We start from the raw sequence: 23,142 nt of genomic DNA on the forward strand, positions 1-23,142 counted from the left end.
GCTCTAAGGCTATGGCTATGGCTGAACCCCAGGACCCGAAGAAGGGCGACAAGAAAGTGGCTACCGACCGCCGAGGCGGCTGGCTGTCGCGGATCGCGCCGGGTGTGCGCGGCGCGTTCGCCAAGCGCGAGACGCCCGAGAACCTTTGGGTCAAATGCCCAGACACGGGCGAAATGATCTTCCGCTCCGACCTGGAGGCGGCCCTGTGGGTCACGCCGGCCGGTCGCCACATGCGGATCGGGCCGGAAGCCCGCTTCAAGTTCACCTTCGACGATGGCCAGTACGAGGCCCTGCCGACTCCGGCGGTCGTCGAGGATCCGCTGCACTTCTCGGATGGCAAGCCCTACAAGGACCGCCTGGTCGCGGCCCGCAAGGCGACCGGCGAGCCGGACGCCATGGCCATCGGCTACGGCAAGGTGGCCGGCGTTGACGCCGTGGTGCTGGTCCAGGACTTCGCCTTCATGGGCGGCTCGCTGGGCATGGCCGCCGGTGACGGCTTCATCGCCGCCGCCAAGGCCGCGCTGGAACGCCAGGTCCCGATGATCGCCTTCACCGCCGCCGGCGGGGCCCGCATGCAGGAAGGCGCGCTGTCGCTGATGCAGATGGCCCGCACCACCCTGGCGATCAACGAGCTGAAGGACGCGGCCCTGCCCTACGTCGTGGTCCTCACCGACCCGACCACCGGCGGCGTCACCGCCTCCTACGCCATGCTGGGCGACGTCCACCTGGCCGAGCCGGGCGCCCTGATCGGCTTCGCCGGTCCGCGCGTCATCGAGCAGACCATCCGCGAGACCCTGCCGCCGGGCTTCCAGCGCTCGGAATATCTGGTCGAAAAGGGCATGGTCGACCGCGTCACGCACCGCAAGGACCTCCCCGAGGTGCTGGGCTCGATCCTCGGCACCCTGATGATGGGCCGCAACCGCAAGGCGGCCTGAGCGCCGCCTTGGCTGAGCTGCTCCGCGCCCATGACGCCGCCCTGGAGCGGCTGAAGGCGCTGCATCCCAAGCTGATCGACCTGTCGCTGGACCGGATGCGGCGGCTGTGCGCGGCGCTGGGCGATCCGCAAGACCGCCTGCCGCCCGTCATCCACGTCGCCGGCACCAACGGCAAGGGCTCGACGGTCGCCTGTCTGCGGGCCATGGCTGAAGCCGCTGGCCTGAAGGTTCACGTCTTCACCTCGCCGCATCTGGTCCGTTTCGCCGAGCGCATCCGGCTGGCCGGGACCCTGATCACCGACGCCCACCTGGCCGGCGTGCTGGACCGGGTCGAGGCCGCCAATGCCGGCCAGCCGATCACCTTCTTCGAGATCACCACGGCCGCGGCCTTCGTCGCCTTCGCCGAGGTTCCGGCCGATCTCTGCATCATCGAGGTCGGACTGGGCGGCATACTCGACGCGACCAACGTCGTGACGCCCAAGGTCAGCGTCATCGCCCCGGTCGACATCGATCACCGGGAGTTTCTCGGCGACACGATCGACAAGATCGCCTTCGAGAAGGCCGGGATCATCAAGCCCGGCGCCCCGGCCGTCTCGGCCCGGCAGCAGGTCCAGGCCGAGGACGTGATCGACACCGCCGCCGCCCTGGCCGGGGTCGAGTTGACCCTGATGGGCCGCGACTTCGACGCCTGGAACGAAGGCGGCCGGCTGCTGGTCCAGACGCAGGATCACCTGCTGGACCTGCCCGCGCCGTCCTTGCCGGGCGAGCACCAGTTCGCCAACGCCGGTCTGGCGGTCGCCGCCCTGCTGGCCCTGGGCGATCCGCGCATCGACGAGGCGGCCATGGGGCGCGGGATCGCGGCCACGGTCTGGCCCGCCCGCTTTCAGCGCCTGACCGCCGGCCCGTTGGCCGAGCGCGCCAAGGCGGCCGGCGCCGACCTGTGGCTGGACGGCGGCCACAATCCGCATGCCGGCCGGGCGGTCTCCCGCGCCGTCGCCGACTTGGCCGCCCGCGATGGCCGGCCGGTGGCGCTGATCTCGGGCCTGCTGGCCAACAAGGACGCGACAGGCTTTTTCGGGGCCTTCCGGGGCGTGGCGGCCAAGGTCTTCGCGGTGACCTTCGAAGGCCAAGCCGCCGCCAGCGCCGCCGAGACCGCCGCCTCGGCCGAACTGGCCGGGCTGCGCGCCGCGGCCTGCGACAGCGTCGAGGACGCCCTCGAACGGGCCCTGGCGCTGGAGCCGACGCCCCATGTCCTGATCTGCGGCTCGCTCTACCTGGCCGGCGAAGTGCTGGCGATGAGCCCCGAGACCTGGCCGTCCTGACGGAACCCAAGGTCGAGTTCGCCGCTCTAGGGAAGCCTGGCCTTGGAGAGATTCCGCATGACCATGACCTTCCTCTACCGCCTGGGCGGTCTGGCCTGTCTGGCGATCGGCGTCTTCATGGGCTGGATCGCGATCCTGAAGCCGTTGCAGGCGGCCCAGAGCCATGCGCCGGTAGTCGACTACGACGTGAAGGCCTTCGCCTTCGTGCCCATGATGCTGGTCTTCGGCCTGTTCTTCCTGATCGGCGGCGATCGCTGGCCGTATCGCGACGTCGAGCGCAAGACCCTGACGCCGGCCGGTTGGGCGCTTATGGCGGTGATCGCCCTGGCGGGTCTGGCGGGCTTCCTGCTGTTCAAGCAGCAGTTCACCGCGCTGGGCTACGCGGCGGGCTGAGCGCTGGCCATGGCGTTGCGCATCGACGGGGCGTAAGGCTGCCGTACGCCGATAGGGCGGCGCGGCCCGTCGGACATCCTCGGCGAGCGCGATCGTCCTGGCAGGAACCACCGATGGCCAAGGGTCAGAAGAAGTCGAACAAGGAAATCCGCAAACCGAAGGCCGACAAGAAGCCGCCGCCGGTCGCCGCTTCGCCGTTCATCGTCACCGGCAAGAAATAGCGCTCAACGAAAAACGCCCGCCCCGGGAGACCGGAGCGGGCGTCTTCAGTTTCGGAAGAAAAGCCGGTCAGGCCGGTTGGACGCCGGCTTCGTTCAGCCATTCCAGGATCTTGGCCTTGGGCATGGCGCCGACCTTCATCGAGGTCATCTGGCCATCGCGGAACAGCATCATGGTCGGGATGCCGCGGACGCCGTAGCGCGACGGGGTCGTCGGGCTGTCCTCGATATTGACCTTGGCGACGGTGACGACGTCGGCCAGCTCTTCCGAGATCTGCTCCAGGGCCGGGGCGATCTGCTTACAGGGGCCGCACCACTCGGCCCAGAAGTCCACCAGCACGGGCTTGCTGGCCTTCAGGACGTCGGCTTCGAAGGTGGCGTCGGTCACCGCAACGGTGCTCATGGCTTGCTCCAGTCTGGCGTCACGCGCTCGGCGCGGAGGACGCGATAAGGTCAATGTGACCGGATTCGCTCCGATCGCTTGTCGAAGATGTAAGAGGCCATGATCCCTCCGGCAACGGCCTAAGCCAGGCGGGCGAGTGCGTCGGCCATCACCTTTTCTGGAACCGGCATCAGTTTGGGGCCGTCCGTCCACACCAGCGCCGCCTCGACGGTCCGACCGGGGAACACCTCGCGCAGCACGGCGGCATAGACCGCCATCTGGGCCAGATAGGCCGGGTCGGCGTCCTCGATCTGGTCCGGCGAGGGCCGGTTGGTCTTGTAATCGATGACCAGGACGCGACCTTCATCGACCACCAGCCGGTCGACGCGACCCGAGACCGCCAGGCCCTTGGGCAGGTGGGCGCTGGTCCCGGCCAGGGCGACCTCGGCCCGCGAGCCGGGGCCGAAGACGGCGGCGAACCGCGTATCGTCCAGCACGCCGAATGCGGCGGCGGCCATCTCCTCGCGCTGGTCGTCGGTCAGGTCGCGCTCGGCGGCCAGCAGGCGGCGGGCGGCGCCGGCGCGCTGGTCCGGCGTGACGTCGGGCAGCAGCTGCAGCAGCTTGTGAACGATCTCGCCCCGGCGATAACGGCCCAGGCCCGAAACGCGGGCCAACGGCGAGGGCGCCGGAACGCGGGCGTTGTCCTCGATCCGCGACGGGGCGGCGTAGCGGGCGGCGGCCGGCTCTGGCGGCGCCTCGGCCCGGATCCAGGCGGGGGCGCTCGCCAAGACGCGGAGGTCCTCCTCGACACGCGGCGCGGGGAGGGGATCGGGGCCGTAGCGCAGGAAGCCGGTTTCCTCGTCGCCAATCGTCCGCACCTCAGGCGCAATGTCGGTATGGGCGAAGGCGGCACGAGCGGAGGCGTACCAGCCGCCGACCTTGTCGTCCTTGGTGCGGGCGTCGATGCGGCCACACAGGATCAGCCGGTCCCGCGCTCGGGTCAGGGCCACGTACAGCAGGCGCAGGGCCTCCTGGCTCTCTTTGTCCTCGCGCAGCTTGCGGGCCCTGGCCGAGGCGTCGCAGTCGCCCTTGCTCGAGCCGCACCACAAGAGCGCGCCGTCCTCGGTGACCAGCAGCGGCGAGCCGCCGGCCCCGCGCTTTACGGTGGTCTCGGGCAGGAAGACGATCGGCGCCTCCAGGCCCTTGGAGCCGTGGGCGGTCATCACCCGCACCTCGCGGCGGGCGCCTTCCATCTCGCGCTTGACCACGATGTCCAGGGCCGCGAAGTCCGCGACCAAGGCCTCCAGGTCGCGGACGCCCCGCTGCTCGGCCTCCATGACCTGGGCCAGGAACTCGTCCAGCGCCTCCTCGGCCTCGGCCCCCAGGCGGGTCAGCACCTTGGCGCGGTGCGAGCGGCCGTCGGCGTCAGACAGGCCCAGCCAGCCGGCGAAGAACTCGAACGGCTGTCGACGGCGGCCCTCGGTCAGAGCCCAGTCCAGGACGGTCCGCGCCGCCGTCCATTCGGGACGTTCCTCGCCTCGCCGGCGCAGCTCGGCCCACAGCGTGGCGCGGCGGCCCTTGGCCAGGGCGTAGACGTCTTCGTCGGTCAGCGCGCAGAACGGCGTCTTCAAGAGGGCGGCTAGGGTCAGGTCGTCGTCCGGGAACAGGATGAACCGCCCCAGGGCCAGCAGGTCCTCGAAGGCGATGTGGCTGGACAGCGACAGGCGGTCGGCCCCGGCCACCGGCACGCCACGCCGCTTCAGAGCCCGCAGGATCTCCTCGAACAGCACCTTGCGGCGGCGGACCAGCACCAGAATATCGCCGGCATGGGCGGCGCGATGTCGGCCGATCTCCTTGTCGAAGACCGCGTCGCCGCGCTGCAGGATCGCGGCCGTCTCGGCGGCGATGGCCTCGGCCAGGCGGCGGTTGGCGCTGCGCTCGCCCTCCTCGTCGAGCGGCTTCTCCCAGGCCTCGCGCTCCTCGCCGGGCAGCTCGCGGGTCAGCGGCCACAGGTCGACGCAGCCGGGATGGCCGTGGCGAAACAGCTCGTGGCGGACTAGGTCCTGACCCACCGGCGGCGGCACGCCCTCGCGGGTCTCTGGATCGGAGAACAGGGCGTCGACGAAGCTCAGCACTTCGCGGGTCGAGCGGTACGACACGGTCAGCGGCACGCCCTTGCCGACCGCGCCGACCGCCTCGATGCGGGCGATGTAGCCTTGGGTCTCGATCAGCAGCCGCTGCGGATCGGCGCCCTGGAAGGAGTAGATCGACTGCTTCTCGTCGCCGACCACAAACAGGGTCCGCTCGGCCCGCCGACCGCTCCAGCCTTCGGACGTCTCGCCGGCGAAGAAGTCGGCGGTCAGGGCGCGCAGGATCTCCCACTGCTCGGGCGCGGTGTCCTGAGCCTCGTCCAGCAGGATGTGGTCGACGCCGCCGTCCAGCTTGTAGAGCACCCAGGCGGCCTCGACCTTCTCGGTCAGCAGCACCCGGGCCTTGTCGATCAGGTCGGTGAAGTCCAGCGCGCCCCGCGCTTCCTTCTCGATCCGATGCGATTCCACATAGAGCACCGCCAGGCGCAGGGCGTCGGCGGTGTCCTCGGCGACCTTGGCGGCGCGGGACCGCTCGCGGGCGGCCTCCAGCTTGGCCTGGTCGAGCAGCAGCGCCTCGCGCAGGTCCTCGCGGCTCTTCAGGCCCGAGGTCTTGGCCGGCCAGGTCGCCGGCGTGCCCTCGCCGCCTTCGGTGAACAGGGCGCGCAGGGCCAGATCCAGCGTGGCGTCTGGATCGTGGGCCACGGCCGCCAGCGCCTCGGCATATTTGGCGTCCTGCTTGCCGCCGCCGTCAAACAACACCGTGGCCGCCGCTCGCCAGGCGCCGAGGTCCAGTCGCGCCATGGCCTGAGCCGCGAGATCGGCGGCCGAGGTCGGCGCTTCGAAACCGCAGCGCGCCCAGGCGTCTGCCATGGCTTCGGTGAGGCCGCCGCAGCGCCGGACATAGTCCATGATCTGGCCGCGCCGGGTCTCGAAGCCGGCGAACATGTTCTCGAAGCTCTGGAAGTCCAGCGCCACCGAGAAACGGGCATAGGCCTCGGCGAAGGCGTCCTGGTGGCTGTCGACCCAGTGGGCGGTGGCGCGGCGGGCGGCGCGGGCGATGGCGGCGCCGGCCTGGTCGTCCATCACCGTGAAGCCGGGCGAGACCCCGGCCTCCAGCGGGAAGCGCCGCAGCAGCTTCTCGCAGAAGGCGTGGATGGTCTGGATCTTCAGGCCGCCGGGGGTTTCCAGGGCTTGGGCGAACAGGGCGCGGGCTTCCGACAGGCGCTTGGCGTCGTAGATGGCCTCGGCTTCGCCGACCAGCTTGGCCAGCTCGGCGCGCAGATCCGCGTCGCTGGTCACCGACCACTTGCCCAGCCGCTCGAACAGGCGCCGCTGCATCTCGGCGGCGGCGGCCTTGGTATAGGTCACGCACAGGATCGCCTCGGGCTTGACCCGCGCCAGCAGCAGGCGTGCGACCCGGTCGATCAGGGTCTTGGTCTTGCCCGAGCCGGCATTGGCCGTGACGAAGGCCGAGATCGCCGGATCAGCGGCGATGCGTTGGGGATCGAGCATCTGCGGGGGCGCGCTCATTCGCCCTCCCCGTCGTCGCCGCTGGTCGACCACTCGAACACGCGGGCCAGGTGGGCGTAGTCGCCAGGGTGCTCCTTGACGAACTGCGGCGCGACCCGCGAACGGTAGGGCTCGGCCGGGTCGTCATAGCGGGCGATCAGGGTCGAGAGGCCGTCCAGCGCCTTGGTCGCCGCCGCGATGCTTTCCTCGCCCGCCAGGGCGCGAACCTGTTCTTCGCCGGCGGGACGCCGGCCGGTGACGCGAACATAGGTCAGGTCGCCGGGCGTGGGCTTGCCCAGGTCCGGGAAGCCGCCGTGCATCAGGATCGCCGCCGTCAGGGTCAGTTGCGGCGAGAAGCCGGTGTCGACCTGTTTCTGCGACGGTGCTGCCCCGGTCTTGTAGTCGAGGATGTGGGCGGTCCCATCGGCGGTCGGCTCGATACGGTCGGCCTTGGCGGTCAGGGTGAAGGGGCGGCCGTTGATCGACAGGGCCAGCTCGCCCGCCGCCTCGACCACGACCTTGCGGGCGGTCGCGCGGCGCTGGCGCTCCCAGTCGGCGACCCACAGGGCGGCCTCGCGGGCCAGCGCCTTTTCGCGGGCCAGAGCCGTCGGCGGCATGCCGGCGCCGACCAGGGCCTCGACGTAGAGCTTCTCGAACACGGCGGCCGCGTCGGCCGGCATGGCGTCGGGGAACAGCTCGGCGAAGGTCTCGAACGCCGCGTGGATGGCCGTGCCGCGCGCCCGGGCCTCGACCGGCTCGTCGGGGCGCTCCAGCGGATAGAGCTTCAGGATGTCGCGGGCCCAGACGGCGTAGGGATCGCGGGTCAGGGCCTCGATGCGGGTGACGGCCATCTTGCGCGGCCGGTCCTCGACGGGCGGGACCGGGGCCGGGCGGCCTATCGGGGCGTAGGGGGCGGGCGCGTCGAGGGCGCGGACCCAGTCCAGCACGTCATCGCGGCGCGGCAGGGTCAGGCTCGCCCCGGCGGCCAGGGTTTTCAGCCGCCACAGCCATCGCGACTCTACCGCTGGCGCGCCGCCGCGTCGCTCGCAGTGGACCAGCACCACATCCGGGGCGCTGGCGGCCTGGGCGAAGTCGTGGGCGGTCAGGCCCACGCGGCGCTCGGGCGGTGGCAGGCCCAGGCGCGAGCGCATGGGCCGCGACAGGAACGGGTCGATCGGCGCGCCCCGCGGCCAGACGCCCTCCTCGAGGCCGGCCAGCACCAGACGATCGGCGCGGACCAGGCGGGCCTCGATGGCGCCCAGAATCCTCAAGCGGGGATGGGTGGCGCCGCCGACGCGGACGGTCTCCTCGTTGACCAGCCGGTCCAGGATGTCGGCGAAGGCCTGGGGTGAGGCGTCGGGCAGCGGCTCGCCGTCCTGGATCAGGGCGGCCATCAGGGCGCCCAGGCACTCACCGGCCCCGCCGGCCCACAGCCGGTTCGGGGCGATCAGCCCTTCCAGCGCCTCGACCAGGGCCTGGGCGGCATGGCATGGCCGGGCGAACCCGTCGACATAGGGCGCGGCGGCGTGGTCGATGGCGGCCAGGACGCGGTCACATAGGGCCAGGGCCTCCGGGGCGTCCTTCAGCCGGGCGCGCAGCACGGCCTTCGAACCCGGCGCGGCGCCGCGCAGGCCCTTGCGTTCCAACTGGGCGGCGGCCGGGGCCTCGTCTTCACCCAGAACCAGCGGGTGCTTGACGAAGGCCAACAGGCGGACCGGATTCAGCGGCTCTTCGACCAGGCGCGCCAGGTGCAGGGCCAGGATCGCCGCGCCGGCGGCGGCCAGGGCGCGCCGGCCGAGCTGTCGGGGATGACGCCCCACCGCTGCAGGCGGGTCATCACCCGCCGGGCCAGGGTCTGGTCAGGCGTGACCAGGGCGGCGGTCCGCTCGGGATCCTCCAGCGCCTCGCGCAGCAGCAAGGCGCAGGCCCCGGCGGCCTCCTCCTCGGCGCGTGCGGCGATGACCGAGAAGCCGGTCAGGCCCTCGGCGATGGGGTCCAGGCCGGGAGCCTCGGCGCGCAGGGCGGCGATCTGGGCCAGCCAGTCGGCGGTGGCCTCGGCCGGGCGCAGCGCCTCGTTGACGATCCGCCGCCGCCAGCGGCCGCGGCTGTCGACGTCGGGGACCCAGGCGCGGACGTCGGCGCGCGAGACGCCGGCGCGGTCCAGCAGCCGCTTCATCGCGCCTTGCGGATGCTGCTCGCCCTGAGAGCCTTCGATCTGCGTCCAGGCGCTCTCGGCCAGGTCTTCGTCGAGGCCAGGCAGGACCACCGCGCCCTTCGGGGCGGCGGCGACGACGCGCAGCAGGTCGGCGGTGGCCGGGGCGGTGCCGGTCGAGCCGGCGGCGACCAGCACCTCGGTCGGCGGGTTCTCGGACCACTGCGCCTCCAGGGCGCGGAGCAGTCTCACCCGGCGCTCGGAGACGTCGATCAGGCCCAGCGCCTCCAGCCGCTGGGGCCAGGCGCGGAGCACGGCCTTCAGGAACCGAGCCGAGACCTGCCAGTGCTGGGCCAGGTCGCCCTCGGCCAAGCCGTCCAGCCGGTCCTCGAAGGCGATCTCCTCGATCTGGCAGCTGTCGAGGAAGTCCGACAGCGCCTTGGCCAGCTCCAGGGCCTGCACGGGGCCGGGCTTGAACGACAGCTTGTCGCCGTGGTCGACGACCAGACGCGCCAGCTCGAACCGGCGGCGGCGGGAGGAGATGGCGGGCGGCAGATCAAGGGCCAGGTCGCCCGGCTCGAACGGCGGCTCGCCTTCGTCGAGGTCGCCCAGCGGCCGGATCTGCGGCAGCAGCAGGGCCCGCCCGCCGCCGACCGCCAGGAAGGCGTCGGCCAGGGCGCGGGCGCCGCGGCGGGTCGGGGTCAAGACGGTGGCGCGGGGCAGGGCCTCGGGGCCGAGCGGCTCCAGGGCGTTCAGCAGGCCGCGCGCCAGATCGTCGACGAACGGCCGGTGGGCGGGGATCGAGAACCAGCGCGGCCCCGGTCTTTCGAAGAAGGGGGCCGGGCCGCTCATTCCTGAGCGAGCCTGGCCTCGGCCGCCAGCTTGGCGTCGGGATCGCCGACGTGCATCCAGAGGCCAGCGGGGGCAACGCCGTGGACGCGGTGGTCGGCGGCCAGCCGCTTCCACAGCGGCAGCAGCGAGAACGGCCCTTCCGGCCCATCGGCGGTGATCGCCGGCTTGCAGATGTGGACGCCGACATAGACCAGCGGGGCCATCTCGCCGGGGTCCTTGAAGCGGACCAGGCCATCGTCGCTCAGGAACACGTCGCCGCTGTCGTGAAAGCCCAGCGAGCCGGCGGTCGAGGCCAGCATCAGGCAGACGTCCATCGCCTCGGGATCCCAGGCCGCGGCCACGGCGTCGACGGCCGCGCCAGCGTGCTCGATCCAGATCGAGTCGATATTGGCCACGAACACCGGACCCTCGCCCAGCAGCGGCAGGGCGTGCTTGATCCCGCCGCCGGTCTCCAGGGCCTGGGCGCGTTCGTCGGAGATGACGATGCGCGGGCCGAGGCCCTTGGCCTCGCGGGCCTTCAAGTGGGCTTCGACCAGGTCGGCGAAGTAGTGGACATTGACCACGGCGGTCTCGACCCCGGCGGCGACCAGGCGATCCAGCATGTGGTCGATCAGCGCCTTGCCGGCGACCTCGACCAGGGCCTTGGGCCTGTCGTTGGTCAGGGGGCGCATGCGGGTGCCGAGGCCTGCGGCCAGCACCATAGCGACTTTCGGACCGCTCATCGGCGAGCCTCCGCTGGGACGTAGCGGTCGAACCAGGCCTTGAGGCCGGCCATCGCCGGATCGTTCAGGTTCCGCTCCAGGTAGCGCCAGGTGCGCGGCATGTAGGCTTCGTACTGGCGGCGACCCAGCAGGGCCTGGCGAGCGAAGACGCGGCCGAGGATGCGCGCGGCGTTCGAGGCGGCCAGGGCGCGGTAGTCGGCGATGAAGGCCTCGCGCTCGATGCTGGGGCGGGCGGCCATGTAGCGGTCCAGCATGGTCGTCTCCAGTTCCGGCGACACGTCGCGGCGGGCGTCCTGCAGCAGGTGCGTGAGGTCCCAGGCCGGGTGGGCGCGCAGGGCGTCCTGGAAGTCCAGCAGACCGACCCGCGCCACGCCCTCCCGCTCCGGCAGCCACAGCAGGTTCTGGGCGTGATAGTCGCGGTGGGTGAAGACGTTGGCCCCGGCCTCGCCGCGCACCCAGACCGGCGCCCACAGCGCGTCCCATTCGGCCACGGCGTCCGGGGCGAAGGCCGGGATGCCGGCGAACTGTGGCCACCATTCCAGGAAGGTGTCGGTGGCGTGCTTGAGGGCCAGGGTGTCGTAGGTCAGCAGCGGCCAGCGGATCTCGTCGACAGCCAGCACATCCGGCGGCGTCTCGGCGTGCAGGGCCACCTGCAGGTCCACGGCGGCTTCGTAAAGCGGCCGCTCGTCCTGACCCTCGGCGATCAGGGTGGCGTAGAGGCCGTCGCCCAGGTCCTCCAGCACCGCCAAACCCTGCCCGACGTCATAGGCGAAGATACGCGGGGCCGAGAGGCCGCGCTGGCGCAGATAGTCGGCCGTGGCCACGAAGGCGGCGACGGAGCCGGCGGCCAAGCGGGCGGCGGCGTTGTAACCCAGCGCCAGGCGTTCGGCGTCGGTAGCGCCCGGCGGGCAGACGACGCTTTCCAGCGCTGGAGGCTGGTCCATGAAGATGAAGCGCTCGTCTCCACGATGCAGGCGCTCGTAGCTCCGCGTCGAGGCGTCGCCGCCCAGCGGCTGGCGGCGGACGTCGCCGAAGCCATTGGCGGCAAGGAACGCGGCCTTGGCCGTCTCTCTCTCGGACATATGGGGCCGCTCAGAACTCAAGGGTACGTCCTTCGAAACTACCGTGCGCCACGATGACGGCGCGGCGTGCGTCGCCATCCAGGGCGATGTCTATATCGAGCCGATTCGCGGGCAAACGCCCTTCCAGCCGTTGAGGCCATTCGATCAGGGCCACGCCGCCGTCCAGGGCCTCGTCCAGGCCGATCTCGTAGGCCTCGTCGGGGTTCGACAGGCGGTAGAGGTCGAAGTGGGCCAGCGGAAACGTGGCCGTCTCGTAGAGCTGCACCAGGGTGAAGGTCGGGCTGGGCACCTCCTCGTCCGGCGTCGTCAGGGCGCGGATGAGGGCGCGGGCCAGGGTCGACTTGCCGGCTCCCAGCGGACCGGTCAGGCACAGGGCGTCGCCAGGCCGGAGCGACGCGGCCAGCGCTCGGCCCAACTGCTGGGTCGCGGCCTCGTCGGGCAGGTGCAGGGTGGTCATATGTCTCCCATAGCGCGTCGCCCGGTCGATGTTGAGGGGCGTGAAGGCCCTTCCCCTCAAGCGTCTCACGCGCTAACCGCAGTCCCCGATGCCGACATCTCTTCGCACCGCCTATCGCGAGCGCCTGGCCCAGGGCGAGATCAAGCCCGACGTCGCCCAGGCCGCCGCCGTCGAGGCGCTGTCGCGACTGGAGGCCGATCTGGACGCCGCCGGCGAGCCCGGCTTCTCGCTGTTCGGCCGCAAGCCCAAGAGCCAAAGGGGCGTCTATCTCTGGGGTCCGGTCGGCCGCGGTAAGTCCATGCTGATGGACCTGTTCTTCGACAGCGCGCCGGTCGCCAGGAAGCGACGCATCCACTTCCACGCCTTCATGGCCGAGGTCCACGCCGACATCGACGGCTGGCGCAAGGGCGACGCGGCCGCCCGCAAGGCGCGCTTCGGTCAGCACAAGGGCGACGACCCGATCGCCCCCACCGCCGAGCTGATCGCCCAAAATGCCCGCCTGCTGTGCTTCGACGAGCTGCAGGTCACCGATATCGCCGACGCCATGATCCTGGGCCGGCTGTTCGAGGCCCTGTTCGCGCGGGGCGTGACCCTGGTGGCCACCTCGAACCGGCCGCCGGAGGACCTCTACAAGGACGGCCTCAACCGCCAGCTCTTCCTGCCGTTCATCGACATGCTGAAGTCGGCTTTGGACGTCGTCGCCGTGCGTGGTCCGGTCGATTTCCGTCTGGATCGCCTGCGCGCGGCCCGCACTTGGCTGGCGCCCAATGACAAGGCCAGCCAGGCCGAGTTCGAACGACTTTGGAGCGACATGCTGGACGGCGCGGCCGAGACCGGCGCGACGCTGGAGGTGCTGGGCCGCAAGATGCGCCTGCCGCGCGCCGCCGGCGGCCTGCTGCGGTCGTCCTTCGCCAGCCTGTGCCAGCAGGCCCTGGGGCCGCAGGACTATCTGGCCGTCGCCGAGCGCTTCCACACGATTTTCCTGGAGGACGTGCCGTTGCTGTCGCCGGCCCGGCGTGACGCGGCCAAGCGGTTCAACACCTTGATCGACGCCCTCTACGAGGCGGACGCCAAGCTGGTGGCCCTGGCCGAGGCCGAGCCCGAGACGCTGTATCCTGAGGGCGACGGCGCTTTCGAGTTCGAGCGCACCGTCTCGCGCCTGCAGGAGATGCGTTCGGCCGACTACGTGGCGCGAGTGCGGGACTAGGAGACAAGATGAGCGTCAAGGATCGGGTCCGCGTCCGCGAGACCAAGCTGCTGTCCGACAACTGGTACGTCCTGAAGACGACGACCTTCGACTGGCAGCGGCGCGACGGGACGTGGCAGACCCAGAGCCGCGAGCACTACGACCGGGGCAACGGGGCGGTGCTGCTGCCCTACAATCTGGCCCATCGCACCGTGCTGCTGGTGAAGCAGTTCCGCTATCCGGCCTTTGTGAACGGCCACGACGACCTGCTGATCGAGGCCGCCGCGGGCCTGCTGGACGACGCCGAACCCGAAATCCGCATCCGCGCCGAGGTGGAGGAGGAGCTGGGCTATCGCCTGGACGCGGTGCGCAAGGTGTTCGAAGCCTTCATGAGCCCGGGCTCGGTGACCGAGGTCCTGCATTTCTTCGTCGCCGAGTACGACGCCTCGATGCGGATCGGCGATGGCGGCGGCCATCCCGACGAGGGCGAGGACATCGAGGTGCTGGAGTCGACGATCGACGAGGCCCTGGCCATGATCGCCGACGGTCGTATCCGCGACGCCAAGACCATCATGTTGCTGCAGCACCTGGCTCTGACGGTGTTCTGGACCGCCTAGGCGAAGTCGCGGGCCAGGGGCGTCTCGAAGCGGACGATCAGGCCGGTCTCGCCGTAGTCGGCCTCGATCGTCCCGCCCAACTCGCCGGTGATGCTGCGCTCGATCAGGCGCGAGCCGAACCCCTTGCGGTCCGGCCGCCGGGCGGGCGGACCGTCCATCTCGCGCCATTCGAACCGCAGCGCCTCGCCATCCTCGGACAGCGACCAGGTCAACCGCAGCCGACCGCTGGTCGACAGGGCGCCGTACTTGGCGGCGTTGGTGGCCAGTTCGTGGAACACCATGCCCAGCGACAGGGCGACGCGGGCGGGCAGGTGGATGTCCGGGCCGCCGACATGGATCCGCTCGGCGCCGTAGGGGCCCAGCTCCTGCATCAGGATCTGACGCAACTCCGCGCCCGCCCACTGGCTGTCAGTGAGGGCGTTGTGAGTCTGGGACAGGGCCAGCAGCCGGGCCTCGAAGGCGTCGGCGAAGATCTCGGGCGTGGCCGCCCCGCGCAGCGTCTGCTGGGCTATGGCCTGGACGGTGGCCAGGGTGTTCTTCACGCGGTGGTTCAGCTCGTCCAGCAGCAGGCGCTGACGCTGATCGGCCACCGCGCGGTCGGTCATGTCCGAGCCCTCGACGAAGACGCCGGAGACGATGCCGTCGGCTTCGACGATCGGCTGATAGATGAAGTCCAGGAAGCGTTCCGAGGGTGGCGCGCCGGGTTCGCGGGCCAGCATTACCGGGACCTCGCGGCCGATGAACGGTTCGCCGGAGCGGCGCACCTCGTCCAGCAGCTGGATGAACCCCTGATCGCGGATCTCCGGAAGCGCTTCGGCCAGGGGTTTGCCGACCACGTCCTGGCGTCCGATCAGCCGCAGATAGGCTTCGTTGGCGAAGTCGAAGACGTGGTCGGGCCCGCGCAGCACCGCCACGAAGCTGGGCGCGCGCATGAAGAGCCGGCGGATCTGCACGCTCTGCGACTGCAGGACCTCGACCCGGCGCAGGATGGAGTCGCCCAGCATGGTGGTGGTCGGCGGGGCCTCGGGCAGGAACGCGGCGTCCTTCAGGCGTCGCAGCTCGGTGATGTCCTGGGTGTTCTGCAGGATGAAGCCGCGCTCGCTCGTCGCCGGAACGAAGGTGTGCGTCGCGCTCCAGTAGCGGTCTTCGAAGCCGCCGCCGTCGCTGCGCGGGATGGCGTAGTGCAGAAGCGCGATCACGTCGGTTTCGCCGGTGTCGCGGGTTCGCAGGAGCGACTCTTCCAGAAGGCGGCGACTCTGCCCCTCGGACGGGAAGACGTCGAATACGTACCGGCCCTGCATCTCTTCGCGCGAGCGTCCGGTCACATCGACGTACGCCTGGTTCATCTCGAGGATGATCAGGTCGTGATCCATCAGCATGTGCGGTGTCGAGATCCGGTCGAACACCGCTCTGAAATCGATCGGACTGGACATGAACGCTCTTGTTTCCCCCTGGAGCGAGCGACGTTAACGCAACCTTGGCTTTTGGGGTTCCCGGCGCACCCGAAACGGGAACTGCGAACGTTTCTCAAGAGGGCGCCGTTTAATTGACACCCGGGCCTTCGCGCTTAAAAGCGTCCCGCAACGCACAAAGGCTACTGAGGTTGGACCTCCCATGACCGACACGAGCCGGGGGCTTCCCGAGCGCCCGATGTCGCCGCACCTGCAGGTTTGGCGCTGGCATATCACCATGGCCTGCTCGATCCTGCACCGCGCCTGTGTCGTCGGCCTGTGGGTCGGCGCCGTGATCCTGGCCGGTTGGGCCGCGGCCCTGGCGGCCGGCCCGGACGTCTATGACACCTACCGGGGCGTCCTGGGCTCGCCGATCGGCAAGCTGGTGCTGCTGGGCGAGACCTTCGCGGTCTTCTTCAACGTCGCCTACACGATCCGCCAGACCTTCTGGGACACCGGCAAGGGCTTCCAGCCCCGCATCGCCGACATGACCGGCGCCATGGCGATCGCCTTCGCGGTCGTGGCGACGATCGTCACCTGGGTCATCGCCGGCGCGAACGGAGCGTTCTGATCATGAGCAAGAACGACCTCTTCCAGCCCCAGCAGTTCCGCACGCCGCTGTCGCGGGCTCGCGGCATGGGCTCGTCGCACCACGGCGTCAGCCATTTCATCACCGAGCGCGTCTCGGGCCTGGCCCTGGCGCCGCTGAGCCTGTGGGGCGTCTACAGCGCCCTGAAGCTGATCGGCGCGGACCAGCACACCGTCGCCGCCTGGCTGGGCCAGCCGTTGAATGCCGTGCTGCTGGCGCTGCTGCTGCTCTCGGCCCTGGTGCACCTGTCGAACGCCGTCCAGGTGGTGATCGAAGACTACGTCCACCGCTTCACGAGCAAGTCGGCCCTGGTGATCGGCAATCTGTTCGTCTGCGTGCTGGCCGGCGCCGTGGGGGTCTTCTCGATCCTCAAGGTCGCCCTGACCGTGACCGGAGCCCATTGATGTCGGCCTACAAGTTCATCGACCACAAGTTCGACGTCGTCGTCGTCGGCGCCGGCGGTTCGGGCCTCCGCGCCGCTCTGGGCGCCGCCCAGGCCGGTCTCAAGACCGCCTGCATCACCAAGGTGTTCCCGACCCGCAGCCACACCGTGGCGGCGCAGGGCGGCATCTCGGCCTCGCTGGGCAACATGGGCCAGGACGACTGGCGCTGGCACATGTTCGACACCGTCAAGGGTTCGGACTGGCTGGGCGACCAGGACGCCATCGAGTACCTGACCCGCAACGCGCCGGCCGCCGTCTACGAGCTCGAGCACTGGGGCGTGCCCTTCTCGCGAACCGCGGAAGGCAAGATCTATCAGCGCGCCTTCGGCGGCATGACCAAGAACTACGGCGAAGGCCCGATCCAGCGCACCTGCGCGGCGGCCGACCGCACCGGTCACGCCATGCTGCACACGATGTACGGCCAGTCGCTGGCCCACGACACCGAGTTCTTCATCGAGTACTTCGCCCTCGACCTGATCATGGACGACGGCGTGTGCCGCGGCGTGACCGCGTGGAAGCTCGACGACGGCACCCTGCACCGCTTCCAGGCCCAGATGGTCATCCTGGCCACGGGCGGTTACGGCCGCGCCTACTTCTCGGCGACCTCGGCCCACACCTGCACCGGTGACGGCAACGCCATGGCGCTGCGCGCCGGCCTGCCGCTGCAGGACATGGAGTTCGTGCAGTTCCACCCGACCGGCATCTATGGCGCCGGCTGCCTGATCACCGAGGGCGCCCGCGGCGAAGGCGGTTACCTGACCAACTCAGAAGGCGAGCGCTTCATGGAGCGCTACGCCCCGTCGGTTAAGGACCTGGCGCCCCGCGACATGGTCAGCCGCGCGATGACCATCGAGATCCGCGAAGGCCGCGGCGTGGGCCCGAACAAGGACCACATCTTCCTGCACCTCGACCACCTGGATCCCAAGATCCTGGCGGAGCGCCTGCCGGGCATCTCGGAGACGGCGAAGGTCTTCGCCGGCGTCGACGTGACCAAGGCCCCGATCCCGGTGCTGCCGACCGTCCACTACAACATGGGCGGCATCCCGACGAACTATCACGGCGAGGTCGTCACCAAGTCGGGCGATAACCCCGATCAGGTGATCCCGGGCCTGATGGCCGTGGGCGAAGCGGCCTGCGTGTCGGTGCATGGCGCCAACCGCCTGGGCTCGAACTCGCTGATCGACCTGGTGGTGTTCGGTCGCGCCGCGGCCCTGCGCTGCGCCGAGATCATCAAGCCCGGCGCCAAGCAGCCCGAGCTGAAGGACGTCCAGACCGACGGCCACCTGGCCCGCTTCGACCGCTTCCGCAACGCCTCGGGTTCGACCCGCACCGCCGAGCTGCGTCTGGAGATGCAGAAGGCCATGCAGGAAGACGCCGCGGTGTTCCGCACCGGCGAGAGCCTGGTCAGCGGCGTCGACCGCCTGCAGGCCGTCTGGGACAAGAAGGCCGACCTCCAGGTCAGCGATCGGGGTCTGGTGTGGAACACCGACCTGATGGAGACCCTGGAGTTCGACAACCTGATCGGTCAGGCCGTCGTGACGGTGAACGGCGCGGTCAACCGCACCGAAAGCCGCGGCGCCCACGCCCGCGAGGACTTCGCGGACCGCAACGACACCGAATGGATGAAGCACACCCTGGCCTGGCTCGACATGGAGTCCGGCAAGGTGAAGATCGATTACCGTCCGGTGCACAGCTACACGATGTCGGACGACATCGCTTACATCCCGCCGAAGCAACGGGTCTACTGAGGGTACGATGGTCGAACTCGCACTCCCCAAGAACTCGCAGGTCAAGTCGGGCAAGCACTGGCCGGCTCCGGCGGGCGCCAAGAAGGTCAAGACCTTCAAGATCTACCGCTACGATCCGGAAGCGGGCGGCAACCCGCGTTGGGACACCTACGACGTCGACATGGACGCCGTGGGCCCGATGGTCCTGGACGCCCTGCTGTACATCAAGAACACCATCGACCCGACCCTGGCCTTCCGCCGGTCGTGCCGGGAGGGCGTCTGCGGCTCGTGCTCGATGAACATCGGCGGCCGCAACACTCTGGCCTGCACCCACGGCTGGGCCGAGGTGCCGGGCAAGGCCGTCCAGATCAGCCCGCTGCCGCACATGCCGGTGGTCAAGGACCTGATCCCGGACCTGACGCTGTTCTACGCCCAGTACGCCTCGATCGAGCCCTGGCTGCACACCGACACGCCCGAGCCGCAGACCGAGTGGAAGCAGAGCCCCGAGGACCGCGAGAAGCTCGACGGTCTCTACGAATGCATCCTGTGCGCCTGCTGCTCGACCTCGTGCCCCAGCTACTGGTGGAACGGTGACAAGTACCTGGGCCCGGCGGCCCTGCTGCATGCTTATCGCTGGCTGATCGACAGCCGCGACGAGGCCACCGGCGACCGGCTCGACGCGCTTGAGGATCCCTTCAAGCTCTATCGCTGCCACACGATCATGAACTGCGCCCAGGTCTGCCCAAAGGGCCTGAACCCGGCCAAGGCGATCGCCGAGATCAAGAAGATGATGGTCGAGCGCGTCGTCTGACGGGCTCTCCATGGAGACAAACGCGGGGCGGCTTCGGAAACGGGCCGCCCCGTTCTATATGCGGCCTTGTCGAAGGCGCTTGCCAATAGGTGACGCCGGCGTCATTTTTGATGAAACGGGAGGGCGTCCTTGAGCGCTGAAGCCAACCAGAACGCATGCGTCGTCATCGTCGGCGCGGGCCATGCCGGCGGTTCGGCCGCGGCGTTCCTGCGCCAATACGGTCACGAAGGCCGCATCGTTCTGATCGGCGACGAACCGCTTCTGCCCTACCAGCGTCCGCCGCTCTCCAAGGCCTGGCTGAAGGGCGAGGCCGATGCCGACTCGCTCTCCCTGAAACCCGCCGAGTGGTACGCCGAAAACAACGTCATGCTGCGCCTGGAGGGCGTGGCCGAGCGGATCAACCGCTCGGAGAAGACCGTGACCCTGGCCTCGGGCGAGGTCATTGCCTACGACGTCCTCATTCTCGCCACCGGCGCTCGCGCCCGTGAGCTGCCGATTCCCGGCTCGGACCTGGCCGGTGTCCTGGCCCTGCGCACGGCGGCCGACGCCGAGCTGCTCAAGCACGCTTTGGGCCCCGACAAGCGCCTGGCCGTGATCGGCGGCGGCTATGTCGGACTCGAGGCGGCGGCTTCGGCGCGCGCCCTGGGCAGCCACGCCATGGTCGTCGAGCGCGAGAGCCGGGTCCTGGCCCGTGTCGCCTGCGAGACCCTGTCCCTCTTCTTCCAGGACTATCACGGCAAGCACGGCGTCGCGTTCGAGCTGAACGCCGGCGTCGCGGGCTTCGAGGGCCAGGACGGCCACGTCACCGGCGTGCGCTTCTCCGACGGCCGGGTGGTCGCCTGCGACGTCGCCCTGGTCGGCGTCGGCGCGGTTCCCAATGACGAGCTGGCCAAGGACGCGGGCCTCGCGACCGCCAATGGCGTGGTCGTCGACCTCGAGGCGAGGACGAATGACCCGTCGATCTTCGCGATCGGCGATGTCACCCATCGGCCGCTCCCGCTCTACGACCGCCAATTCCGGCTGGAAAGCGTGCCCAACGCGCTGGAGCAGGCCAAGCAGGCCGCTTCGGCGATTCTCGGCCGGCCAGGCCCTTCTCCGGAAGTGCCGTGGTTCTGGTCCGACCAATATGACCTGAAGCTGCAGATCGCCGGCCTGCCGTTCGAGGCTGACCGTCAGGTGGTGCGTGGCGACGTCGCCGCCGCCAAGTTCGCGGTCTTTCACCTGAAGGGTGACCTGCTGCAGGCTGTCGAAGCGATCAATGCGCCGCCCGAGTTCATGGCCGGCAAGCAGCTGATCGCCAAACGCACGCCGGTGAGCGCCGAAAAGCTCGCCGATCTCACGGTGTCCATGAAAGAGGTGGCGGCCTAAGTCCGCCCAAGGGGAACAGAGAGCCACATGGCCAAGATCACCTACATCGAACACGACGGGACCGAGCACGCTCTGGACGTGAAGTCGGGCCTGACCGTCATGGAAGGCGCCGTGAAGAACAATGTGCCGGGCATCGACGCCGATTGCGGCGGGGCCTGCGCCTGCGCGACCTGCCATGTGTATGTCGACGACGCCTGGCTCGATAAGACCGGCGACAAGTCGGCCATGGAAGAGTCGATGCTGGACTTCGCCGAGAACGTCGAGCCCAACAGCCGCCTGTCGTGCCAGATCAAGGTGAGCGACGCGCTGGACGGCCTGATCGTGCGTCTTCCGGAAAGCCAGCACTGAGCGCGCCCCTCTAGGTCAGGGGTGTCGCCGGCGCCGAAAAGGTTCCCGGCGATGTTAAAAGAGCGTCGTTATATTGTCGCGAGGGGGTTGCCAGTCGTCCGAGGGAGGACTAGATCACCGCCTCGCTCGGAACGGCATCGCGACCGGACGACGCGGCCCCCGAAAGGGAGTTGCATCGGTTCAGACGCTTCGCTAGACACCGCGCTCCAATCGACTCGATGACGGATCCGCAAGGGCGGCCACGGCGGCCCAGGGATCCTCTTTTTGTCTCTTCGATCCTGGATTTCCAGGGCCTCGAAAAAGTCGAAATGAGTTGGTTGACTTCGGAGTATCGCCTCTTTAGAAGCGCCGCTCCGAAACATCGCAGACAAGAGTTCGCAAGAATTCAGCGGCGCGATGTTGAGTTAGACAAGTAATCGTTTCAAAGTTTCTTTGAAATAATCTCTTGACTGGCTTTGGTGGTTTCTTTAGAAGCTGCCAACTTCGACGGCTTCGGGATCTCCCGGCTTCGTCGGCTTGGTCAGAAAGTTTTGAAAAAAACGATTTGACATGGGTTTCGAGGTTGGGTAGATAGCCGCCTCCGCCGACACCGGGCGCAAAACGGTGGGGCCGCTTCGGTGGTTCGGGTCTTTGACATTGTTGATTTGGAAAGAGAAACGCAGGCGGCGGCGCTCTGGCGGTAGACTTCTGGTCTACCTTCGACGCTGACAAATGCGGTCTCTTGAAGACACCATTAATACGGTGGCCGACTTTGGTTGGTCATTGTGTGATGGGAACTCGTCAAGAAACTATGCAAACCAGATACGCGACTGAGGTTTTCCCCTCGGTCAAATAGCTGGAGTCAATGTCAACTCAACCTGAGAGTTTGATCCTGGCTCAGAGCGAACGCTGGCGGCAGGCCTAACACATGCAAGTCGAACGGATCCTTCGGGATTAGTGGCGGACGGGTGAGTAACACGTGGGAACGTGCCCTTTGGTTCGGAACAACTCAGGGAAACTTGAGCTAATACCGGATGTGCCCTTCGGGGGAAAGATTTATCGCCATTGGAGCGGCCCGCGTCTGATTAGCTAGTTGGTGAGGTAAAGGCTCACCAAGGCGACGATCAGTAGCTGGTCTGAGAGGATGATCAGCCACATTGGGACTGAGACACGGCCCAAACTCCTACGGGAGGCAGCAGTGGGGAATCTTGCGCAATGGGCGAAAGCCTGACGCAGCCATGCCGCGTGAATGATGAAGGTCTTAGGATTGTAAAATTCTTTCACCGGGGACGATAATGACGGTACCCGGAGAAGAAGCCCCGGCTAACTTCGTGCCAGCAGCCGCGGTAATACGAAGGGGGCTAGCGTTGCTCGGAATTACTGGGCGTAAAGGGAGCGTAGGCGGACTGTTAAGTTAGAGGTGAAAGCCCAGGGCTCAACCTTGGAATTGCCTTTGATACTGGCAGTCTTGAGTACGGAAGAGGTATGTGGAACTCCGAGTGTAGAGGTGAAATTCGTAGATATTCGGAAGAACACCAGTGGCGAAGGCGACATACTGGTCCGTTACTGACGCTGAGGCTCGAAAGCGTGGGGAGCAAACAGGATTAGATACCCTGGTAGTCCACGCCGTAAACGATGAGTGCTAGTTGTCGGCATGCATGCATGTCGGTGACGCAGCTAACGCATTAAGCACTCCGCCTGGGGAGTACGGTCGCAAGATTAAAACTCAAAGGAATTGACGGGGGCCCGCACAAGCGGTGGAGCATGTGGTTTAATTCGAAGCAACGCGCAGAACCTTACCACCTTTTGACATGCCTGGACCGCCACAGAGATGTGGTTTTCCCTTCGGGGACTGGGACACAGGTGCTGCATGGCTGTCGTCAGCTCGTGTCGTGAGATGTTGGGTTAAGTCCCGCAACGAGCGCAACCCTCGCGATTAGTTGCCATCAGGTTTGGCTGGGCACTCTAATCGTACTGCCGGAGTTAATCCGGAGGAAGGCGGGGATGACGTCAAGTCCTCATGGCCCTTACAAGGTGGGCTACACACGTGCTACAATGGCGACTACAGAGGGCTGCAATCCCGCGAGGGGGAGCCAATCCCTAAAAGTCGTCTCAGTTCGGATTGTTCTCTGCAACTCGAGAGCATGAAGTTGGAATCGCTAGTAATCGCGGATCAGCATGCCGCGGTGAATACGTTCCCGGGCCTTGTACACACCGCCCGTCACACCATGGGAGTTGGCTTTACCCGAAGGCGCTGCGCTAACTCGCAAGAGGGGCAGGCGACCACGGTAGGGTCAGCGACTGGGGTGAAGTCGTAACAAGGTAGCCGTAGGGGAACCTGCGGCTGGATCACCTCCTTTCTAAGGATGCTTCTCCAGCCTCTCACGAGGTTATTGAAGCTCCGATTAGTGCGCTTGACGCACACAAATGAGCGGATCGCCGCCGTCTTCGTTTCTCTTTCCACTTGTTTCGAGCCGTCGAGGTTCGAAGCACGATCGCGAGCCCTGGA

18 protein-coding genes, 1 rRNA gene and 1 pseudogene are annotated in these 23,142 nt (G+C 68.4%); 13 read left to right on the forward strand and 7 right to left on the reverse strand.

Annotated elements, in window-relative coordinates; all coding sequences use genetic code 11:
• Nucleotides 1-11 precede the first annotated feature (11 nt).
• The 4 genes from MZV50_RS01155 (at nt 12) to MZV50_RS01170 (ending at nt 2,871) form a co-directional block, all read left to right on the forward strand.
• Nucleotides 12-935 (forward strand): acetyl-CoA carboxylase carboxyltransferase subunit beta, encoded by a 924-nt coding sequence (locus tag MZV50_RS01155; protein WP_252632579.1) that lies wholly within the window; start codon nt 12-14, stop codon nt 933-935.
• 8 nt (nt 936-943) lie between these two features.
• A complete protein-coding gene (locus tag MZV50_RS01160; protein ID WP_252632580.1) occupies nt 944-2,257 on the forward strand; it encodes a bifunctional folylpolyglutamate synthase/dihydrofolate synthase in 1,314 nt (437 codons plus the stop codon).
• 57 nt (nt 2,258-2,314) lie between these two features.
• Nucleotides 2,315-2,650: a hypothetical protein gene (locus MZV50_RS01165; RefSeq protein WP_252632582.1), complete on the forward strand. Its 336-nt coding sequence runs from the start codon at nt 2,315-2,317 to the stop codon at nt 2,648-2,650.
• A gap of 113 nt (nt 2,651-2,763) precedes the next feature.
• Entirely contained in the window at nt 2,764-2,871 is a 108-nt protein-coding gene (locus tag MZV50_RS01170; RefSeq protein WP_252632584.1) for a hypothetical protein, read from the forward strand.
• Between the two features lie 67 nt (nt 2,872-2,938).
• On the opposite strand, the gene trxA is transcribed toward MZV50_RS01170, so the two are convergent.
• The 6 genes and pseudogenes from trxA to tsaE form a co-directional block, all read right to left on the reverse strand.
• Nucleotides 2,939-3,271 carry a thioredoxin gene (gene trxA / locus MZV50_RS01175; protein ID WP_252632586.1) on the reverse strand — a complete coding sequence of 111 codons (333 nt, stop codon included), beginning with the start codon at nt 3,269-3,271 and terminating at the stop codon, nt 2,939-2,941.
• Nucleotides 3,272-3,390: 119 nt separating this feature from the next.
• Nucleotides 3,391-6,852 (reverse strand): double-strand break repair helicase AddA, encoded by a 3,462-nt coding sequence (gene addA / locus MZV50_RS01180; RefSeq protein ID WP_252635327.1) that lies wholly within the window; start codon nt 6,850-6,852, stop codon nt 3,391-3,393.
• Nucleotides 6,853-6,866: 14 nt separating this feature from the next.
• A pseudogene (gene addB, locus MZV50_RS01185) lies at nt 6,867-9,853 on the reverse strand (double-strand break repair protein AddB).
• Nucleotides 9,850-10,575, reverse strand: coding sequence for an N-acetylmuramate alpha-1-phosphate uridylyltransferase MurU (gene murU, locus MZV50_RS01190; protein WP_252632587.1), 726 nt, complete (start codon nt 10,573-10,575; stop codon nt 9,850-9,852). The pseudogene addB and the gene murU overlap by 4 nt, the downstream one beginning before the upstream one ends.
• Nucleotides 10,572-11,657, reverse strand: a complete 1,086-nt coding sequence (amgK, locus tag MZV50_RS01195; RefSeq protein ID WP_252632588.1) for an N-acetylmuramate/N-acetylglucosamine kinase AmgK — start codon at nt 11,655-11,657, stop codon at nt 10,572-10,574. Before amgK ends, murU begins: the two co-directional genes overlap by 4 nt.
• A gap of 10 nt (nt 11,658-11,667) precedes the next feature.
• On the reverse strand, nt 11,668-12,114 hold the full coding sequence (gene tsaE / locus MZV50_RS01200; RefSeq protein ID WP_252632589.1) for a tRNA (adenosine(37)-N6)-threonylcarbamoyltransferase complex ATPase subunit type 1 TsaE: 447 nt from the start codon (nt 12,112-12,114) through the stop codon (nt 11,668-11,670).
• A gap of 88 nt (nt 12,115-12,202) precedes the next feature.
• Between tsaE and zapE the strand changes: the two genes are divergently transcribed.
• Nucleotides 12,203-13,321, forward strand: a complete 1,119-nt coding sequence (gene zapE / locus MZV50_RS01205) for a cell division protein ZapE (protein WP_252632590.1) — start codon at nt 12,203-12,205, stop codon at nt 13,319-13,321.
• Nucleotides 13,322-13,329: 8 nt separating this feature from the next.
• A complete protein-coding gene (locus tag MZV50_RS01210; protein WP_252632592.1) occupies nt 13,330-13,917 on the forward strand; it encodes an NUDIX domain-containing protein in 588 nt (195 codons plus the stop codon).
• Here the strand turns inward: MZV50_RS01210 and MZV50_RS01215 are convergent.
• Complete coding sequence (locus MZV50_RS01215) at nt 13,914-15,350, reverse strand: HWE histidine kinase domain-containing protein (RefSeq protein WP_252632593.1); 1,437 nt, start codon at nt 15,348-15,350, stop codon at nt 13,914-13,916. The genes MZV50_RS01210 and MZV50_RS01215 overlap by 4 nt on opposite strands.
• A 181-nt stretch (nt 15,351-15,531) precedes the next feature.
• On the opposite strand from MZV50_RS01215, the gene sdhC reads away from it, so the two are divergent.
• The 7 genes from sdhC (at nt 15,532) to MZV50_RS01250 (ending at nt 22,993) form a co-directional block, all read left to right on the forward strand.
• Nucleotides 15,532-15,939 carry a succinate dehydrogenase, cytochrome b556 subunit gene (gene sdhC, locus MZV50_RS01220; RefSeq protein ID WP_252632595.1) on the forward strand — a complete coding sequence of 136 codons (408 nt, stop codon included), beginning with the start codon at nt 15,532-15,534 and terminating at the stop codon, nt 15,937-15,939.
• Nucleotides 15,906-16,361, forward strand: a complete 456-nt coding sequence (sdhD, locus tag MZV50_RS01225) for a succinate dehydrogenase, hydrophobic membrane anchor protein (RefSeq protein ID WP_252635328.1) — start codon at nt 15,906-15,908, stop codon at nt 16,359-16,361. The genes sdhC and sdhD overlap by 34 nt, the downstream gene beginning before the upstream one ends.
• On the forward strand, nt 16,361-18,148 hold the full coding sequence (gene sdhA, locus MZV50_RS01230) for a succinate dehydrogenase flavoprotein subunit (protein ID WP_252632597.1): 1,788 nt from the start codon (nt 16,361-16,363) through the stop codon (nt 18,146-18,148). Before sdhD ends, sdhA begins: the two co-directional genes overlap by 1 nt.
• A gap of 7 nt (nt 18,149-18,155) precedes the next feature.
• Nucleotides 18,156-18,938: a succinate dehydrogenase iron-sulfur subunit gene (locus MZV50_RS01235; protein WP_223392249.1), complete on the forward strand. Its 783-nt coding sequence runs from the start codon at nt 18,156-18,158 to the stop codon at nt 18,936-18,938.
• 129 nt (nt 18,939-19,067) lie between these two features.
• Complete coding sequence (locus tag MZV50_RS01240) at nt 19,068-20,306, forward strand: NAD(P)/FAD-dependent oxidoreductase (RefSeq protein ID WP_252632598.1); 1,239 nt, start codon at nt 19,068-19,070, stop codon at nt 20,304-20,306.
• Between the two features lie 27 nt (nt 20,307-20,333).
• Nucleotides 20,334-20,654: a 2Fe-2S iron-sulfur cluster-binding protein gene (locus tag MZV50_RS01245; RefSeq protein WP_252632599.1), complete on the forward strand. Its 321-nt coding sequence runs from the start codon at nt 20,334-20,336 to the stop codon at nt 20,652-20,654.
• A gap of 853 nt (nt 20,655-21,507) precedes the next feature.
• Nucleotides 21,508-22,993 (forward strand): 16S ribosomal RNA (locus MZV50_RS01250).
• Nucleotides 22,994-23,142: the final 149 nt, after the last annotated feature.

This window comes from Caulobacter segnis (assembly GCF_023935105.1).
Classification (GTDB): Bacteria; Pseudomonadota; Alphaproteobacteria; order Caulobacterales; family Caulobacteraceae; genus Caulobacter; species Caulobacter segnis_B.

What these genes read in the sequence shown, in the direction of transcription:
- murU (WP_252632587.1), bottom strand. Translation starts at nt 10,575, where the DNA reads ATGAGCGGTCCGAAAGTCGCTATGGTGCTGGCCGCAGGCCTCGGCACC.
- MZV50_RS01235 (WP_223392249.1), top strand. Translation starts at nt 18,156, where the DNA reads ATGGTCGAACTCGCACTCCCCAAGAACTCGCAGGTCAAGTCGGGCAAG.
- MZV50_RS01165 (WP_252632582.1), top strand. Translation starts at nt 2,315, where the DNA reads ATGACCATGACCTTCCTCTACCGCCTGGGCGGTCTGGCCTGTCTGGCG.
- trxA (WP_252632586.1), bottom strand. Translation starts at nt 3,271, where the DNA reads ATGAGCACCGTTGCGGTGACCGACGCCACCTTCGAAGCCGACGTCCTG.
- MZV50_RS01245 (WP_252632599.1), top strand. Translation starts at nt 20,334, where the DNA reads ATGGCCAAGATCACCTACATCGAACACGACGGGACCGAGCACGCTCTG.
- sdhA (WP_252632597.1), top strand. Translation starts at nt 16,361, where the DNA reads ATGTCGGCCTACAAGTTCATCGACCACAAGTTCGACGTCGTCGTCGTC.
- sdhC (WP_252632595.1), top strand. Translation starts at nt 15,532, where the DNA reads ATGACCGACACGAGCCGGGGGCTTCCCGAGCGCCCGATGTCGCCGCAC.
- zapE (WP_252632590.1), top strand. Translation starts at nt 12,203, where the DNA reads ATGCCGACATCTCTTCGCACCGCCTATCGCGAGCGCCTGGCCCAGGGC.
- MZV50_RS01170 (WP_252632584.1), top strand. Translation starts at nt 2,764, where the DNA reads ATGGCCAAGGGTCAGAAGAAGTCGAACAAGGAAATCCGCAAACCGAAG.
- MZV50_RS01155 (WP_252632579.1), top strand. Translation starts at nt 12, where the DNA reads ATGGCTATGGCTGAACCCCAGGACCCGAAGAAGGGCGACAAGAAAGTG.
- MZV50_RS01210 (WP_252632592.1), top strand. Translation starts at nt 13,330, where the DNA reads ATGAGCGTCAAGGATCGGGTCCGCGTCCGCGAGACCAAGCTGCTGTCC.
- tsaE (WP_252632589.1), bottom strand. Translation starts at nt 12,114, where the DNA reads ATGACCACCCTGCACCTGCCCGACGAGGCCGCGACCCAGCAGTTGGGC.
- addA (WP_252635327.1), bottom strand. Translation starts at nt 6,852, where the DNA reads ATGCTCGATCCCCAACGCATCGCCGCTGATCCGGCGATCTCGGCCTTC.
- MZV50_RS01215 (WP_252632593.1), bottom strand. Translation starts at nt 15,350, where the DNA reads ATGTCCAGTCCGATCGATTTCAGAGCGGTGTTCGACCGGATCTCGACA.
- amgK (WP_252632588.1), bottom strand. Translation starts at nt 11,657, where the DNA reads ATGTCCGAGAGAGAGACGGCCAAGGCCGCGTTCCTTGCCGCCAATGGC.